The organism is Photorhabdus tasmaniensis, from assembly GCF_011189505.1.
Lineage (GTDB): Bacteria > Pseudomonadota > Gammaproteobacteria > Enterobacterales > Enterobacteriaceae > Photorhabdus > Photorhabdus tasmaniensis.
In genome coordinates this window covers 83,191-99,935 of the sequence record NZ_PUJU01000001.1, presented here as the reverse complement: position 1 = coordinate 99,935, position 16,745 = coordinate 83,191, and the positions used below count along the sequence as shown (strand labels likewise).

3 protein-coding genes are annotated in these 16,745 nt (G+C 41.0%); 1 reads left to right on the top strand and 2 read right to left on the bottom strand.

Annotation, left to right across the window (positions count from 1 at the left end; translation table 11 throughout):
* Positions 1-48 precede the first annotated feature (48 nt).
* Positions 49-7,470, bottom strand: a complete 7,422-nt coding sequence (locus C5471_RS00335) for a Tc toxin subunit A-related protein (RefSeq protein ID WP_133813596.1) — start codon at positions 7,468-7,470, stop codon at positions 49-51.
* Positions 7,471-7,880: 410 nt separating this feature from the next.
* Positions 7,881-14,513 carry a Tc toxin subunit A-related protein gene (locus C5471_RS00330; protein WP_133813597.1) on the bottom strand — a complete coding sequence of 2,211 codons (6,633 nt, stop codon included), beginning with the start codon at positions 14,511-14,513 and terminating at the stop codon, positions 7,881-7,883.
* Positions 14,514-15,585: 1,072 nt separating this feature from the next.
* On the opposite strand from C5471_RS00330, the gene C5471_RS00325 reads away from it, so the two are divergent.
* A complete protein-coding gene (locus tag C5471_RS00325; RefSeq protein ID WP_133813598.1) occupies positions 15,586-16,305 on the top strand; it encodes a class I SAM-dependent methyltransferase in 720 nt (239 codons plus the stop codon).
* The last annotated feature ends 440 nt before the right edge of the window (positions 16,306-16,745 follow it).

The following is a 16,745-nucleotide window of genomic DNA, read 5'->3' as shown; positions in this document are numbered from 1 at the left end:
CCTTGCAGGCCCCACTTAGGGGCCTGTTTTAGCACTGAGTTGAAATCGTTATTGGCGAATGGTGTAGCGAATATGCAGAATGATGTCGCTTAGACTCTCCAGCATGGTTTTTTGTTTACCGGTTGCATTCGGGAAACTGAGCGTTAATGTGCCTTGATCAACGTCAATCCCTTCAAACGGCAGGAATTTGCCATCGTTGAAATCAAGCTGGAACTGACCGCTGTCATTCATGCCGTGGGAAACCGCTAGTGCTTGACAGCCTTTGGCTAACTCGGTTTCCCCACTGTAAGACAGAATCGCCTGCACATCCTGATATGGTCCCAGTAGAGCGGGCAAGGTGACGCTGATCTGTTTGATGCGGCGAGTTTTACCAATAGAATCCGGATAATCGCTGTGAATGTTCAGGGCAGACAACGAAATGGATGCTTCTAGGGAGGTTTTGGTATCGGCACCAAACTCCAGCTTATTATTGTCCTTGCCGACACTGCCTGAACCTTTACTCACCAACTTCTCCATTTCCTGAGTCAGGGTAAATTTATCTTGCGGTAATTGGTCATAGACTTCGGCCAGCGAAATGGTGCGTTCTACCTCCAATACGCGTTGATCTTGCCTCAAATGGGCATCTTCCATCTGTGCCAGATTTAACATCAAAGTTTCGCCCGCGAGCAGACCGGCATGGGTTCCCTGCCAGGCACCAGGCTTAATGAAGCTTGCGGTGGTTTCATTCGTCTCCCAGCGATAGGCCATTTCAGCCATCAGACAACGCGATACGGCCAGGTCGTAGAACTGGAAGTAAATGGCGGCTAGTCGGCCACGTAACCAGTTGAACAGAGCCTGATTACTGAACTTACGTTGCAGGAAGGTCAGTTGTGCATGGGTTTGTTCCTGCTGGGTTTTCAGGCTGGTTTTCTGCAATACTGCGGCTTCCCGACGTATTGTCAGTGAGCTGAGTTGAGCATCAATTTGTTTCAGCTCGGTTTGTGCATTATTACGCTGGATTTCCCATTCCTGACGGCGGCGGCGCCATATTTCAGATTGCGAGACTTTATCGGCCTCAATTAATAAACCGTCTGCGGCAATGCCTCCACCAATAGCAATCGCATTGGCGATAGCACCATAGTGTGATCCCCCGACGGCCATACCGTAGATATTTGGTACCATATCCAGTGCAGCAGCAGCCATATGCAGACTTTTCAATCCGGCGGTAATACCTTGGGAAGCCACTTTCATATTCAGCGCTTGATGTTCACCAGCGTTAATATTTTCATCATATAATTTGCTGTAGCTGTTAAAGCGTGATTGTGCTCCCAGGCGTGTTTTTTCCAGCACAGTTTTTTCAGCATCCAACTCTTCAATGGTTTTGTCTTGTACGCTGAGATTGGTCAATATCAGTTCTGCCGCCTGATTCTGTAATAGTGTATTTAATGCTTCCGCATCCTGACGTTCGATAATATTTTGTAACGTGGAGCCGAATTGAGTGAGCTGGCTTACCATGCCGCGTGCGTTTTCCAGCATGTGTGGGAAACGCCACAGTGACATAAATGACGTCGGCAGACTGCTTCCGCTCTGTGAGCTGGTAACAGCAGCGCTGAGTAATGCTTTTGGATCTGCCGGTGTGGCATAAATAGGCAGATGCAAGGGCTGACCGTCGATAGAGAGATTATGACGCAAGTTGTACAGCCGTTGTTCCAGTTTTTGCCAGTAGTTCAGCATCTCTTCATTGGCTTGTGGCAGGAAAAGATCTGTCGCGCTTTCATCTATAGACTGGTTTTGTCGTAAAGCTGCCATTGCGCGGGAATGTCCCTTTTGTCTCGTAAGATCAGCGGCATCCTCCAGGTTTGTCTCACTCCATGTCGAACTCAGTGACATAGGTGGTTTATCACCCAACAGATGCAGTGCCTGCATGTACCACATTTTGGCTTCGTTGAGGGTGTCCCGCTCCAGCTGACGATAAGCGTAGTCTCCACGCGCCATCAGTAGGTCAAGGGTACGCATAAAAGTGACGACTTTATAGTGCATTGGGTCGTGTTGCGCTACGGCATCAGGATCGACCGAATCCAGAGGGTCATCGTTCCAGCTGGTGTCTTCCTGTAATGGGCGGACATTCCAGTGGTAATCCTGAATCTGATCATGCTTAATATAACCAGATGGGTTCCAGACATATTTCAGCCAACGGGTAGCTTCATCGAAATTTTGCTCGTGTAGCAAACGTTGAGCAATTAGCATCGGGGTATAATAGAACAGTTCCCAGAAATAGAGGCTGTTAGCGCCGCTGAAATCCATGGGTTCGCTGTTAACATCTTTCAGAATATTGACGTTCTCGAAGTGGGTTAAAATGGAGCTAGGGTTTATTGCGACTACCCCTTCTTTATCTCTAATAAAGTGAGGTCCCCACCAAGTTCCATCTGATGGTGATTTTTTGAAGGTCATATAAACCTTGGCGTGAAAACGGTTATCTAATGGAACATTATCAAGAGGAATAAATAATGTAGTGCTGACACTAGTCTCCCCTAATTGACCTGAGTAGATAATGTGTGAGTTATTATCAACGACATGTTTGATATAAAGCTTAAACCAGCGTTCATCACCATGAGTTGATGGATTATAGGGAGGCATCACAAACGTAGCATAGAAACCCTTTTTTAACTGTGGTTCTTGAATATTCTGAGTGTCCATACTCAAAATAGTATCGATCCCAGCGTTGGCGCGGCTAATTAATTTACGGGCAAACAGGGTATTAAGGCGAGTACGATAGGCTCCCCATTGCATATATTGTGCCCCGCTTGGATCGTGGTGAAGGGTAAGGACATCATCAATATTCGCCTTTTTGATAACACGAATGCTGAAATGTTCTTCACCTAGATGACGCTCCTTCTGACCATTTTCAAATGCATCAGCAGATGCTGTAAAAGTGACATCAATACTTGCTTCATTATTTTTAAATACTAGCGTGGAGACATCTATTTGGTCGAGATCATTAAACTGATAACACATTTCTTCGAAACTGAGTGGCGGTTTAGCTGGAACTTTGTCATGCGCTGTATATAGTTTATTTTCTAACTCACCATTCTCCTTCACTTTTTTCACTGTTATTTTAACGTTTGAAGGCTGAATATTTGCATTAATAAATACTGGTCCTGAAACATCGGTGTCAATACCGCCGTGGTCATCCATATAGAAATATGCTTTGAATGGATCGTCGTTGCTATGTTTATTCTCAATATAACCATAATTACCACTAATGTTACCGCCAGTGGTTGTAGACATTTCTTGCGAACCAGAGGGAAGGTTAGGGAACCAGGCTCTTACAAAGTTAGTGGTACTTTCCCGATAAAACAGCAGTTTCCCTTTTTCGTGCTTGGTGGTGTCTTCGCATTGATAAACAGGGTAAATGAATTTTTTATTTGATAAGTTATTCGGGTTAATACCTAGCGTGGTGTAAATAATAAATTTATCACCTGGCTTACCGTATTTCTTCATTAGGTTGCATTGATTGCGTTGCCGGCCCACTAGTCCATTATGGATAATTCTTAATTTTGGTGAAATCTGGATTTTTGAATTATCACTTGAGTTGCGGGTAATCAGAATGCTCCCACCATACACCATACTCAAGTAGCCTTCTCCCCAGTCATAACCGTTATTGTTTACTGATAGAGGGATTTCATAGCTTTCTGCATAGCGGTTATTTACTCTTATGACATTGTTGGTATCAAACTGTTTATGAGCATTAGGTCTGTAACTTTCAGGTGTCATTTCCTCAGGGGACATATTGGAAGTGATATACAGCCCTTTTATTGGTGCTGTGTTTGTGTATTGACTTAATTGATCCTGTTTTTTATAAAACATAACCAGCAGTTTATCTTTGCCTTGATAACTTGCACAATAGAGTCCTGGTGCTTCGTTTTTTCCCAGTGTTAAATCAGATATTTTGCTATTCGCATCAAAGGTGATTGGCGTGTTCCAGGTACGGTCATAACGAATATGCGCCAGTTTCAGTTCATAACGGAGACTCTCGGTCGTTTTACCGCCTTCATGTGTAGCAATCCTTTTTTCTTCCAGCCAGATTATATATAAACGAGATTGGTAGATTACTGGGCGAATAATGTCTTTGTATGGGTTAATTGGGCAGTCAATTTTGTGCCATTCACTCCAGGCATTAGCGGGGAATTTACCTTCGCTGAATTTACTGTGATCCACACTGCGCCAGTAATATTGATTAACGTCTGTTTTACTGTGTCCGATAAAATAGGTTAATCCTTGGTCATTATTAATATTATCATGATAGGCGCTGATAACTTCCAGGTTAGCCACTTGTTCGAACGACGTTAGGTAAGACTTAAAAGCATCTTCTACGGTATCGGTATTCAATTGACTTTGGCTGATGGATTGCAGCAGTGCATCCATCATTTTTGTCTGTCCGATACGCATCGTCGGATCGATGTAATTTTCAGGATAGTAAGCGAGCTTAGATATGCCAGCCCAGGTGCTGTAGTGTTTGTTGTATTTATCCCAGTCTTTAAAGAATGGACGGCTGGTGACATTCGTGACGATGTCCCCTTCCATGTTTTTTAATGTTCGGTTCACATACAGTTGAATACTGGCGATGGCTTCGGCAATCTCTGTGGTTTTGATAGCGGCGGAAACTTGGTTATCAATTAATAAGTATTGATATAGATCATCACGGTCTTTAATTACCGTATGTTTTCTTTCTTGTCGATCTTTTTGGTTATGAGAATAAATATAGTATGTACTTAACGCGGCGCTGCGAGACTCATCCAGAAACGCATGTAGGGTGTTGGCCTTTTGGGTGTCCAGCCCAGCGGTTAATGTCGCAGCTGCATTTTTCCACTTTTCATAGGTAGAGGGGTCTCCAGTTAATAATGGAGCCAGCGCCGAAACGTCCTTTGGAGAGATGTTCAATTGACGCGCAACGTTAATCCATTGCAGGATGGTGTCGATAGATGTCCAATTGGAGAATGTTCTGTCTGTCTCTATTTCCTTAATTGACTCGTTAGCTTTCTGGTTAAGTTTTTGAGTCAGAATATTAGCTTGTAACAGCAGATTCTTATCAAGACTCATGGCGTTGGCCAACTGTTCTGCCTTTAATGTTTCTGTTTTAAACTCAGTCAGCACAGAAGAGGCTTTTTCACCCAGAGAATTAACCCAGTCAGAAAAACGCGTTAGTGTTGTCAGCGTTAATACATCATGTTTTGGTGTCGTCTCGGTTTTAGTGGCAAAACGTTGAGGGTTTTTCACAAACAGATTTAAGGTGTTTTCGTTAAGGCCGGTGGAACGGTAAATCAACGCCAGTTGTGCCAGGCATTGGCAATACTGGACAGCCTGTTGAATTAGTGTAGTTGATTCAGTTGTTTTCGATTGAGTTTCAATGGGGTTTTTCCGCAACCAGTTCCAGAATGAATCTGCCGTCATTTTGTTTTCTTTGCCAGAGTTTAGTTTATCTGCCCAAGTCAGCACGGAGAGAGCAACATTCTCAGATGGCAATTGCAGAGCGGCGGCGATGTAAGGAGATATGGCTTTGGGCAGGTTTTCCTTAGCTTTCTTCAGCTCTTCCTCGGCATCTCTCTCTTTGGATTCTTCCTGCTTTTCTTTGGCTTCCTTTAGTTCCTCCTCTGCTTTCAGCATCTTTTTGTCAAAATCTTGCAAGCCATTGTAGATGCTATCCAGAAGGTTGTGTATTTCTGGGGTTAGTGTTTCGTTATATTTATCGGTCGTCATCACAAACAGCTGATATACACTCCATTTTCGTGTACGTAGCCAGCCAGTGACGGCATTGAGTCTGTCAATTAGAGCAGCCAGATTATCATGGGTAATCTCAGATAAATTGGTTATTCTTTCACCTATGGCTTCCAACAGTAAACTCAGTTCATCAATAGTTAACTGATGGATGTCTGCCAGTAATTTGGTTAGATCGGGATGAGAAGGATTTTCTGAAATGGGTGCTTTGCACAGTACTAGTGCAGTCTCAGCATCAATACCATAACGTTGCATATAGCCTTTAACACGAAAAGTTTTCTTTAATACCTCTGTATTGATATTTAGGTTCTCATTGACGCTGAAGGTGATTTTTTCCAATACCAACGGTGGCAGGTTTATAGCTTTATATAAACGAATAAACTTATTAAGTTTTAATAGAGGAAAGTAATCATAGTTTTTAATAGTAAATATTACTGTGTCTGGTTGTTTAACTTGATTATTTTTCGACTCAAGACTAATTGTTACTGTATTTTGTTGTTTAATTAGATTAGTTTCTAACGTAATATTATGTGAGAATTCTTGGTTTGAATGAATTGGTATATTTCCCAACTCTTTTCTGTTTAATTTAATTAGTACACTAGTATTAGAACTTATGTTGTCTTTAGTCTTAAAACTTAATTTTAATTTGTTATCTCCGAGAGGAGATAATTTAATATTTTCTATCTTATTGTCGTTGGAGGAATATTTCCAGGTAATCTGATAAACATCGACTGAATTGTTTTGGTTGATTGCCTCAGCGATTTGCTGATTTTCACTGTATTTCTGTTGGAAGAAATTACCTTCTTTATCAATAAATTGAAATTGTTTAAGTTCTTTGTCTGTTAGATTATAGTAACTTTTCAGATATTCCGGTTTTTCTGTTAGAGAGGGGTTAATTTTACCAAAATTTTCCTCATAGATATTTCTTGCATTGATTGTAGTAATTTCTTCCACCAAGATAGTAAATAATTTAGGAGAGACAGAAGAATTAATATCCAATAGAGATGCTTGATATTTTAGTTTATCGATAGTTGTTTCTGGTGATGTACTAATGTGTTCAAAGATTGGAGCTTGTAATTGAATAATCTTACGTACGCTTTCATAAGCATCGTGATATGGCATCATGCCAGAAGCGCATAAGGTTGATAACTTTTCCATTACTTGAGCATGATTATGAGACTCAGTTTGAGTTAGTTTTTTAATACCTTTCAGCAGAATATTATTGGACAGAGAAAGCGTGGAAATCTCAGAATCCATATTTTTTTGGCTGAGAGCCAAAGATTGTAAATCAGGACGGCGTGTATCCAGATGATAATCGGAATTATCTGCATGTAAATCCCGTGCCTGACGATAAAGTTCAGTCAAATAAGCGGCGGGAGAGAACATGGAAGAGACTGCGCCTGGAGCTGCATATTTGCTGGCGCGATTGCCAAATTTACTGTTATAGCCTTGCTGGTCAGCATGAGGTGTTATCAGGGCAAGATGTACCGCATTTCGTAACTGAGGATTGGCACGTTTCAGAATACGGGCTTCATGCAGGCGATTTTTCTTTTGTTCCTGTTGTGCGCTGAGATATGCGCTGAGGGTCTGTGACCATGAGAGTTTGTCGCGTACTTTCTGGCGAAATTCGTCAAAAGAGAGGTGGCAAATTTCGGCTTCGGAATTAAAACCTTTACTTTTCAAAATGTCACTGATATTGATTGCGGGTGTGTTCATGTTTATTCCTTTTAAATGTTAAGTAAATAAAACACTTATGCTGCTCTGAGTAGAGTGGATATATAGAAAGGTTATTGATATCCATCAAAGTAAAGGCAACACATATAACGTCTGATAGTGCGTTGAAAATAAACAACGAATAAAAAGCCATCATTCAACTATCAACTATTTCATAATGTTATTATCTATTATTTCTTTAAATGGCAGTGGTAATGCAATAACAAAATTTATAATTGCATCCAAAGTAATATATATTAGTAACAACAACAAAATGAAATAATTGCATTTGTTGCGTATGGTGTATTATGAAAAATAAGATGATTAATATTTTGTAGTGCGCAAAGGGCCCCATTAGGAAAGATTCAGGCCCCGTTTAGAGGCCTGTTTTAGTGTCTGGTTGAGAGCGTTAATTAGCGAATGGTATAGCGAATATGAAGAATAATATCACTCAAAGTCTGTAACATGGTTTGCTGTTTGTCAGTCGCGTTTGGGAAGCTCAAGATCAAAGTTCCCTTATCATCAACGGCAATTCCTTCAAATGGCAGGAATTTGCCATTATTGAAATCCAGTTGGAACTGTCCACTGTCATTCATTCCATGGGAAACTGCCAGTGATTTGCAGCTTTCGGCCAATCTGGTTTCACTTCCTCCGTAGGATAGGATCGCTTGCACATCCTCATATGGCCCTAATAAGGCTGGCAGGGTGACACTGATCTGTTTAATGCGTCGGGTTTCGCCAACAGATGCCGGGTAATCTTCCCGAATGTTCAAATTGGCAAGATTGACTTTGGCTATCAATTTATTGTCATTGAGATGGATGCCATTATTGTCATTGCCCAAGTTATCTTTCCTTTTTTCGAGTAAATCTGTGATTTCAGTTGCTAAATCAATTCTATCCTTACCAGGCACCGTATAGACGTCTGCTAATGAAACAGTACGTTCCACTTCCAGAGCGCGTTGCTCCCACCTCAAATGGGCATCTTCCATTTGTGCCAGATTCAGCATCAGGGTTTCACCTGTGAGCAGGCCCGCATGGGTTCCCTGCCAGGCACCAGGCTTAATGAAGCTTGTCGTGGTTTCATTCGTCTCCCAACGATAGGCCATTTCGGCCATTAAACAACGCGATACCGCCAAATCGTAGAACTGGAAGTAAATGGCGGCTAGTCGACCACGCAGCCAGTTGTACAGTGCCTGATTACTGAACTTACGTTGCAGGAAGGTCAGTTGTGCCTGAGTCTGTTCCTGCTGAGTTTTTAAGCTGGTTTTCTGCAATACTGCGGCTTCACGGCGCACTGCCAGTGAACCAAGTTGAGCGTCGATTTGTTTCAGCTCGGCTTGTGCATTATTACGCTGGATTTCCCATTCTTGACGGCGGCGGCGCCATATTTCAGATTGCGAGACTTTATCGACCTCAATCAATAAACCGTCTGCGGCAATGCCACCACCAATAGCAATCGCATTGGCGATAGCACCATAGTGTGATCCCCCAACAGCCAGGCCGTAGATATTCGGTACCATATCCAGTGCAGCAGCAGCCATATGCAGACTTTTCAATCCGCTTGTAATATTGTGAGAAGCCACTCGCATATCCAGTGCTTGGTGTTCACCTGCATTGACATTTTCATCGTATAGCTTGCTGTAGCTGTCAGAGCGTGATTGAGCCCCGATTTTGGATTTTTCCAGCACGATTTTTTCAGCATCCAGCTCTTCAATGGTTTTGTTCTGTATGCTTATATTGGTCAATATCAGCTCTTTTGCCTGATTTTGTAGCAGAGCATTTAAGGCCTCAGCATCTTGACGTTCGATAATATTTTGTAACGTAGAGCCGAATTGAGTGAGCTGACTCACCATACCGCGTGCGTTTTCCAGCATGTGTGGGAAACGCCACAGTGACATAAAGGGTTGTGAGAGAGCTGCTCCGCCCTGGGCGTTGGCGACAGCGGCGTTGAGCAATGCTTTCGGATCTGCTGGTGTAGCGTAAATAGGCAGATGTAGAAGCTGACCGTCAATAGAGAGGTTATGGCGCAGGTTGTACAGCCGTTGTTCCAGTTTCTGCCAATAGCTCAGCATCACTTCATTAGCCTGTGGCAGGAAAAGATCTGTAGGTTTGTTATGTGGCTCAACATTACCTTGTCGCAGAGCGACCATTGCGAGGGAATGTTCCTTCTGTTTTTCAGTATTAGCGGCATCACCCAGATTCGGTTTACTCCACTCTGAACTGAACAATAAATGAGGTTTATCACCTAACAGATGCAGTGCCTGCATATACCACATTTTAGCTTCATTGAGCGTGTCCCGCTCCAGTTGACGATAGGCGTAATCTCCACGGTCCAGCAACAAATCAAGGGTGCGCATAAAAGTAGCAACTTTGTAATGCATTGGATCATATTGTGCTACAGCATCAGGATCGACTGAATTTAATGGATCATCGTTCCAACGGGTATCTTCCAGCAACGGGCGAACGTTCCAGTGGTAATGTTGAATCTGACCATGCTTAATATAGCCAGACGGATCCCAGATATATTTCAGCCAACGATTAGCTTCATCGAAGTTTTGTTCGTGCAGCAAACGCTGGGCAATCAACATCGGGGCATAGTAGAACAGCTCCCAGAAATAGAGACTATTGGCACCGCTGAAATCCATGGGTTCGGTTACTAATTTATTTTCTGTAAAAATAGGATCAATATCTTCCATATAACCTTTTGGATAATAGCCTTGAAAATTAGTTTTATTAATAAACCAAAATTCTCCAATTTTTATTGGTTGGTTAGAGTTTTTTACAAATAAATAAATCCAACAATCGCTATTCTCCTGCTCATTTCCTGGCTTAGTACTATTACTACCATTTATTACGGATATATAAGTTTCAGAGAGATCAATTAATTGAATTTCATCCTTTAATTCACCTTGATAAATGACATTTTTTTCGTCAGGTCTTTCCATATCATCCCCTAACATTATTGTGATATTTCTGCTGTCACCGTGAAGATTTGAGCTATATATTGGTAATATTGCAGTAAATTTATCATGCCATAAAGTAGACTCCTGAATATTCTGGGTCTCTATATTCAGAATAGTATCGATTCCAGCGGTGGCGCGACTGACTAATTTATGGGCAAATAGCGTATTAAGGCGAATGCGATAGGTTTCCCATTGCATATACTGTGCCCCGTTTGTATTATGGTGAAGGGTCAGGATATTATTGTCATCCGTTTCTACCGATGATGAGATTTCATACCGGTTATTAACCTTTATAATGCAATTAGCCTCAGTATTGGTATCAAACTGTTTACGAATGTGAGTTATATAATCTTCAGGATTTATACCTTCAAATAACATATTTGAGGAGATATATAGTCCTTTTATTGGTACTTCTGCTGTGTATTTATCCCAAGCATCCTGTTTTTGATAAAAGATGATCAGCAATTTATTGTCTTGATGATTTGTACAATAGAACCCTGGTTGCTGTTCCAGTAAATTTTGTTGTTTTTGTACCTCCTGTTGATTTAGTTCCTTCAGGTGATTGTATATATCTATCTGAGTTAGCGGTTGTTCCCGTTTCTGCTTCCATAGTACTAGTTCCTCCTGCCATTGTTTTCGTAATTCCCCCAATTCCGATTTTTCTAGTGGTTCCTGTGGTTCCGGTGGAATCAGTAGTGGAATCAGTGGCGTTATCCCCTGTGACCTCAACCATTCCTGACTCTTTTGCTCTTCTTTCAGTTTTTCCTCTAATTGTTCCTGGTATTTTTTCAATTGCTCTAATAGTTTCGATATTTCTAATAACTTCGACTTAGATGTTTTCAAAACATCGGGTATTTTGTCATTCACATCAAAGCTGATTGGTGTATTCCAAGTACCATCATAACGGATATGAGCCAGTTTCAGTTCAAAATGATAGTCCTCGACGGTTTGGTGATCACTTTCTGTTTGTTTAGCTATTTTCTTCTGCTCCAGCCAAGTTAAATACAGGCGGGATTGGAAGATTACCGGGCGAATAGTGCTCTTATAGGGATTTATTGGACAATCAATTTTGTACCACTCACTCCAGGAGTTAGCAGGGAATTTACCGTCGCTGAATTTATTGTGATCCACGCTACGCCAATAATATTGATTAACGTCTGTTTTACTGTGTCCGATAAAATAGGTGAATCCCTGATCACTATTGATATTGTCATGATAGGCGCTGACCACTTCCAGATTAGCTACTTGTTCGAACGATGTCAGATAAGACATAAAAGCGTCTTCTACCGTATCGGTATTCAGTTGACTCTGGCTGATGGATTGCAGCAGCGCGTCCATCATTTTTGTCTGTCCGATGCGCATGGTCGGATCGATGTAATTTTCAGGGTAGTAAACGAGCTTAGAGACGCCGGCCCAAGTGCTGTAGCGTTTGTTGTATTTATCCCAGTTGGTAAAGAACGGGTGGCAGATGACACTGGTGACTGTACCATCCTCCATGTTTTTTAATGCCCGGTTGACATATAGCTGGATGCTGGCGATAGCTTCAGCTATCGGCGTGGTTTTGATGGCAGCAGAAACTTGGTTATCGATTAATAAATACTGGTACAGATCATCACGGTTTTTTATCGTTGGGTTTTGACTGGCAGCTTTACCGATATAGTACTTACTCAATGCGGTGCTGCGAGACTCATCCAGAAAAGTATGCAGGGCATCGGCCTTTTGGGTGTCCAGACCGGCGATTAATATTGCAGCGATGTTTTCCCACTTGTCATAGGTCGGGGGAAGGGTTGCGGCTAATAATTCCACCAGATCTGAAACGCTCTGCGGAGAAACGTTTAATTGATGCGCGATATTAACCCATTGCAGGATAGTATCAATGGATGTCCAGTGAGAGAAATCATTCTGTACTTGGATACTGGCTTGTAACAGCAGCTTTTCATCAATATGCATTGCCTTAGCCAGTTGTTTTGCCGTTAATGTTTCCTTTTCAAATTCAGTCAGTATGGTAGAGGCGTTTTCACCCAGAGAGTTAACCCAGTCGGTAAAACGCGTCAGCTTTATCAGCGATAGTGCATTGTGTGTTGATGTTGTTACTTCGGTAAGGCCAAAGCGCTGTGGTTTTGTGACAAACAGACGTAAGGTGTTTTCGCTAAGGTCGGTGGAACGGTAAATCAGTGTCAGTTGTGCCAGGCATTGGCAGTATTGGGCTGCTTGTTCTTCTGTTACAGAAGTTGGATTTTCTGAGTTGTGTTGAGCTTGCAACCATTCCCAGAGTTTTCTTGCCGTCATTGCACCGTCGCCAGGTTTTAGCTGATCTGCCCAACTAAGTATGTAGTGAGCGGTATTTTCAGACGGCAATTGCAGAGCAGCGGCGATATAAGGAGACATTTTCAACAGAAGATTTGCTTCATTTTCGCTGTTAAAGCCCTGCAAGCCATTGTAGACAGTATCTAGCAGGTTCTGGATTTCCGGAGTCAAGGTTTTGTTATAGTGAGTGGTGGTCATCACAAACAACGGGTACATACTCCACTTCCGTGTACGTAGCCAACTGGTAACGGCATAGAGTTTGTCAATCAGAGCAGCCAGATTGTCATCACTAATCCCGGATAAGTTGTTTGTTCCTTCATCTATGGCAACCAATAATAAATCCAGCTCATCAACCGTCAATTGATGGATGTCTGCCAACAATTTAGCCAGATAGAGATAAGAAAGATTCTCTACGCTATGGATTATCTTTCCATTAGTGTTGCTACGATGGGTAATCTTAAATAGGCGTTTTAATGAGTCATCATCAACATTAAAAGCACGTTTAAGCACCGCTTTACGCCAGTCATTGGTGCTACCTTGATTTAAATCAATCTCTGCCTCATCCGACGTGGAAAAATTCTGACCATTCAATGGTGGTGTATTAAACAAGCGATTAAACAATTGACTGGGGGAACCATTATAGATGTTTCCTGAAATGGGGACATTGCACAGTATCAGTGCAGTTTCAGCATCAATACCGTAACGCTGCATATAGTATTTAACACGAAAGATTTTCTTTAATATCTTTGCGTCAATATCCGGCCCGTCACTAAGTTCATCGTATACGGTGATTACTGCTTCCAGGGTTACCTCTGGATAGATAGATACCTCCTGATAGGTGCTACTAGAGATAATACTTTTGAGGATTGTTGGTGTCAGCCCTGTTGCCTGGGACAGACGAATAATCTTATTGAGTATAAGCAGATAGTATTGCGCTGGTTGTGGGCCGCCATATTCGGAATGCATTTCCTCATATATTTGTTTAATCTTTTGCTGATCAGTAAACTGATTAAATTCTTCATCCGTCAGATTATAATAACTTTTCAGCTTTTCCGGCGTTGCCATCAGAGAGGGTTCAATATCACCAAAATTCTCCCTATAGAGCTGCTTAATTTTATCTTCGTCATCGGTAATTTTCTCAGTCAAAATATTAAACAACTCAGGCGAGACAGAAGTATTAATTCCCAATAGGGAGGTTTGATACATGAGTTTGGTAATTTCCGGTGATTCACTGAATTGTTCAAATACTGGAGCTTGCAACTGAATAACTTTACGCACATTTTCATAAGCATCGTGATACGGCATTGAGCCAGAAGGGCGGAAGGTTGATAGCGTTTTCATCACGTTAGTATGGCCTTCTAACCCGGCCAGAGTCTTAATCCTTTCGAGCAACACCTTATTAGATAGAGAAAGTGTAGAAATTTCATCATCCATATTTTGCTGGCTGAGTGTCAGTAATTTTAAATCAGGGCGGCGTTTATCCAGATGATAATCGGAACTATCTGCATGTAAACCGCGTGCCTGCCGATAAAGTTCAGTCAGGTAAGCGGCGGGAGAGAACATGGAAGAGACCGCTCCTGGAGCAACATACTGACTGGCGCGGCCCCCAAATTTGCTGTTATAACCTTGTTGATCGGCATGAGGCTCTGTAATGGCAAGATGTACCGCATTTTGTAATTGAGGATTGGCACGTTTGAGAATACTCGCTTCATGCAGTCGGTTAGCTTTTTGTTCCTGCTGTATCATTTCAGGGCGTTCTGGCGTGAGTGTGCTCATGTTTATTCCTTTTAGATGTTAAAAATAAAACACTTATGCTGCCCTGCGTATCATGGATAAAATAAATAAGTTATTGATATTCATTAAAATAAGGCAGCAAATATGACGTCTGATAACGGGCTGAAATAAGTTGAAAATAACGGCTAGATAAAACGGTATCATTCGCCTATTAACTATTTCATGGCGTTATTATCTATTGTTTCTCTAAATGATGGTGGTAATGCAATAACAAAATTTATAATAACACAAATAATAATTACATTTGTTTGTGATAAAGTAATGAAATAATTGAAATTGTTTTTAATAGTGTTTCGTGAAAAATAAAATGATTAATATTTTGTGATGTTCGAAGAGAATATTGTAATTATCGCGACTATATATCACTCTGCATGAAATGATTATTTTCAATGAATGCGGTTATTATTTTTTTAAAAACTATTTTTAGAATGTTAATATATCCAATTAATTTAAAGATGAAGAATTCAAGTTAATTTGGTATATATACAAGAAACCTCCTGTAAAAAAATGAATATTGTGACAGAACTCAATATATAGATAATGCCTATATACATATGGTTGTATTTGTGTCATTTTGATATTGAGTTTTTTTCACAATGGGGTTCTGGAGGAACGTGATTAATTTAAAGAAAAAACAATATTGCTAAATATAATGTAGATATTGACAAAAGCCAAGTTGTTATTTTAGGCTCTGTTAAACTTGTTTATTTTATTTAGTTATGTTTTTTCTTAAAATCCCTTAAAAACCAAATTCGAAAGAGTGCTTCTTTTCCGAAATTGGAACTTTAAGGATATTATGATGTGCCCCCGAAAATACACTCTCAATTCAAGAGAAAGTCCAACCCATACTGGATCGTCCATTTGAAACATTTGAGCCAATATGTTTACCACCTGTAATACCTGAGTCAGATTTTTCGGTGGTATCCAAGGTGCTGGAGTACCAGAAGAAAATTAGTCGCGTTGAATCACAGATCTTTTTTATTGAATGGGCTGGAATAGGCAAATCTACTCCTTTTTTAGTTTTTACTACACATAAATGAATATGAGATAACAAATGAATACTGACTGGATGAATGAAGAGGCTTCAAACTTATTCGATCAATATGATGATTATTTGGAGGATAGACTTGGGTACACACCGTTGATTGAAAACCTTAAGGAGAGCTTGGGGTCAAACGTATCGGTTCTTGATTACGGTTGTGGTGGTGGGAAAGTGTCACGTCGGCTAATTGCTGGAGGCATAAAGACGGTAACGGGAGTAGATATCTCACAAACCATGGTAGACAAAGCTTCCAGCAACATCAATCGTGGCAATAGTACTTATCATCAAATCACAATTGATGTCCTTAACTTCAATGATAATACTTTCGACGCAGCCATATGCTGTTATGTGTTCATTACTAACAGTAAAAAGTCTGATCTTTTGAAAATCGCTAAGGAAGTTCACAGGACATTAAAACCTGGTGGCATTTTTTACGTATTGGATACCAATCCGGATTCCGCTGGGATTAAGTTCAGTTCTTTTATGAGTGGTGATCAAAATAAAAAATACAGTGATGGAGAAACCAAGCCAGTGTATTTAACTCTGCCAAATGGAAGTATTTTTAAGATTGCAGATACGCATTGGCATAAAGAGACATATTACAACATCTTAAACGAGGCCGGGTTCAAAACTGTTGAGCTTTTTGAACACAGTGACGCTGATGTTTCAAAGGATAACGAAGGTCTACGATATTACCCACCTTTCGTCATGTTCAAAGCGACTAAATTCTAGAGGCTCCATCTCTGACTGATGGAATTCCTTGCTTGTTACAAAAATGTCGGTGAGGGATCCCACATGACTGGTTTCGAAGGTAATTTAATATTGTTTTGAATGATGCTTCGCGGCGCACATTCATCGCCTCCGACTCACATTAAGTCACACCAAACAAAAGCCATCACTCGGATGGCTTGTCATCATTCATTAATTTTTCGATTAAAGCATCTGCACCAATTAAAGGAAGTAAACGCAGCAGTACTTCATTTAGTATCCCAGCCTCTGCTTTGGTAATAAATTGATGAAATCAACGTTGGTATGGCTGTTCAGATTAAACTGCGTTTTAATCCCTTCCAGCAACAGCTTATTAGACAGGGAAAGTGTAGAAAGTTTTGTGTCCATATTTTACTTTTAACCGAGGGGTTAATTGGAAAACGGAGGTACTCCGCCCGCACAAA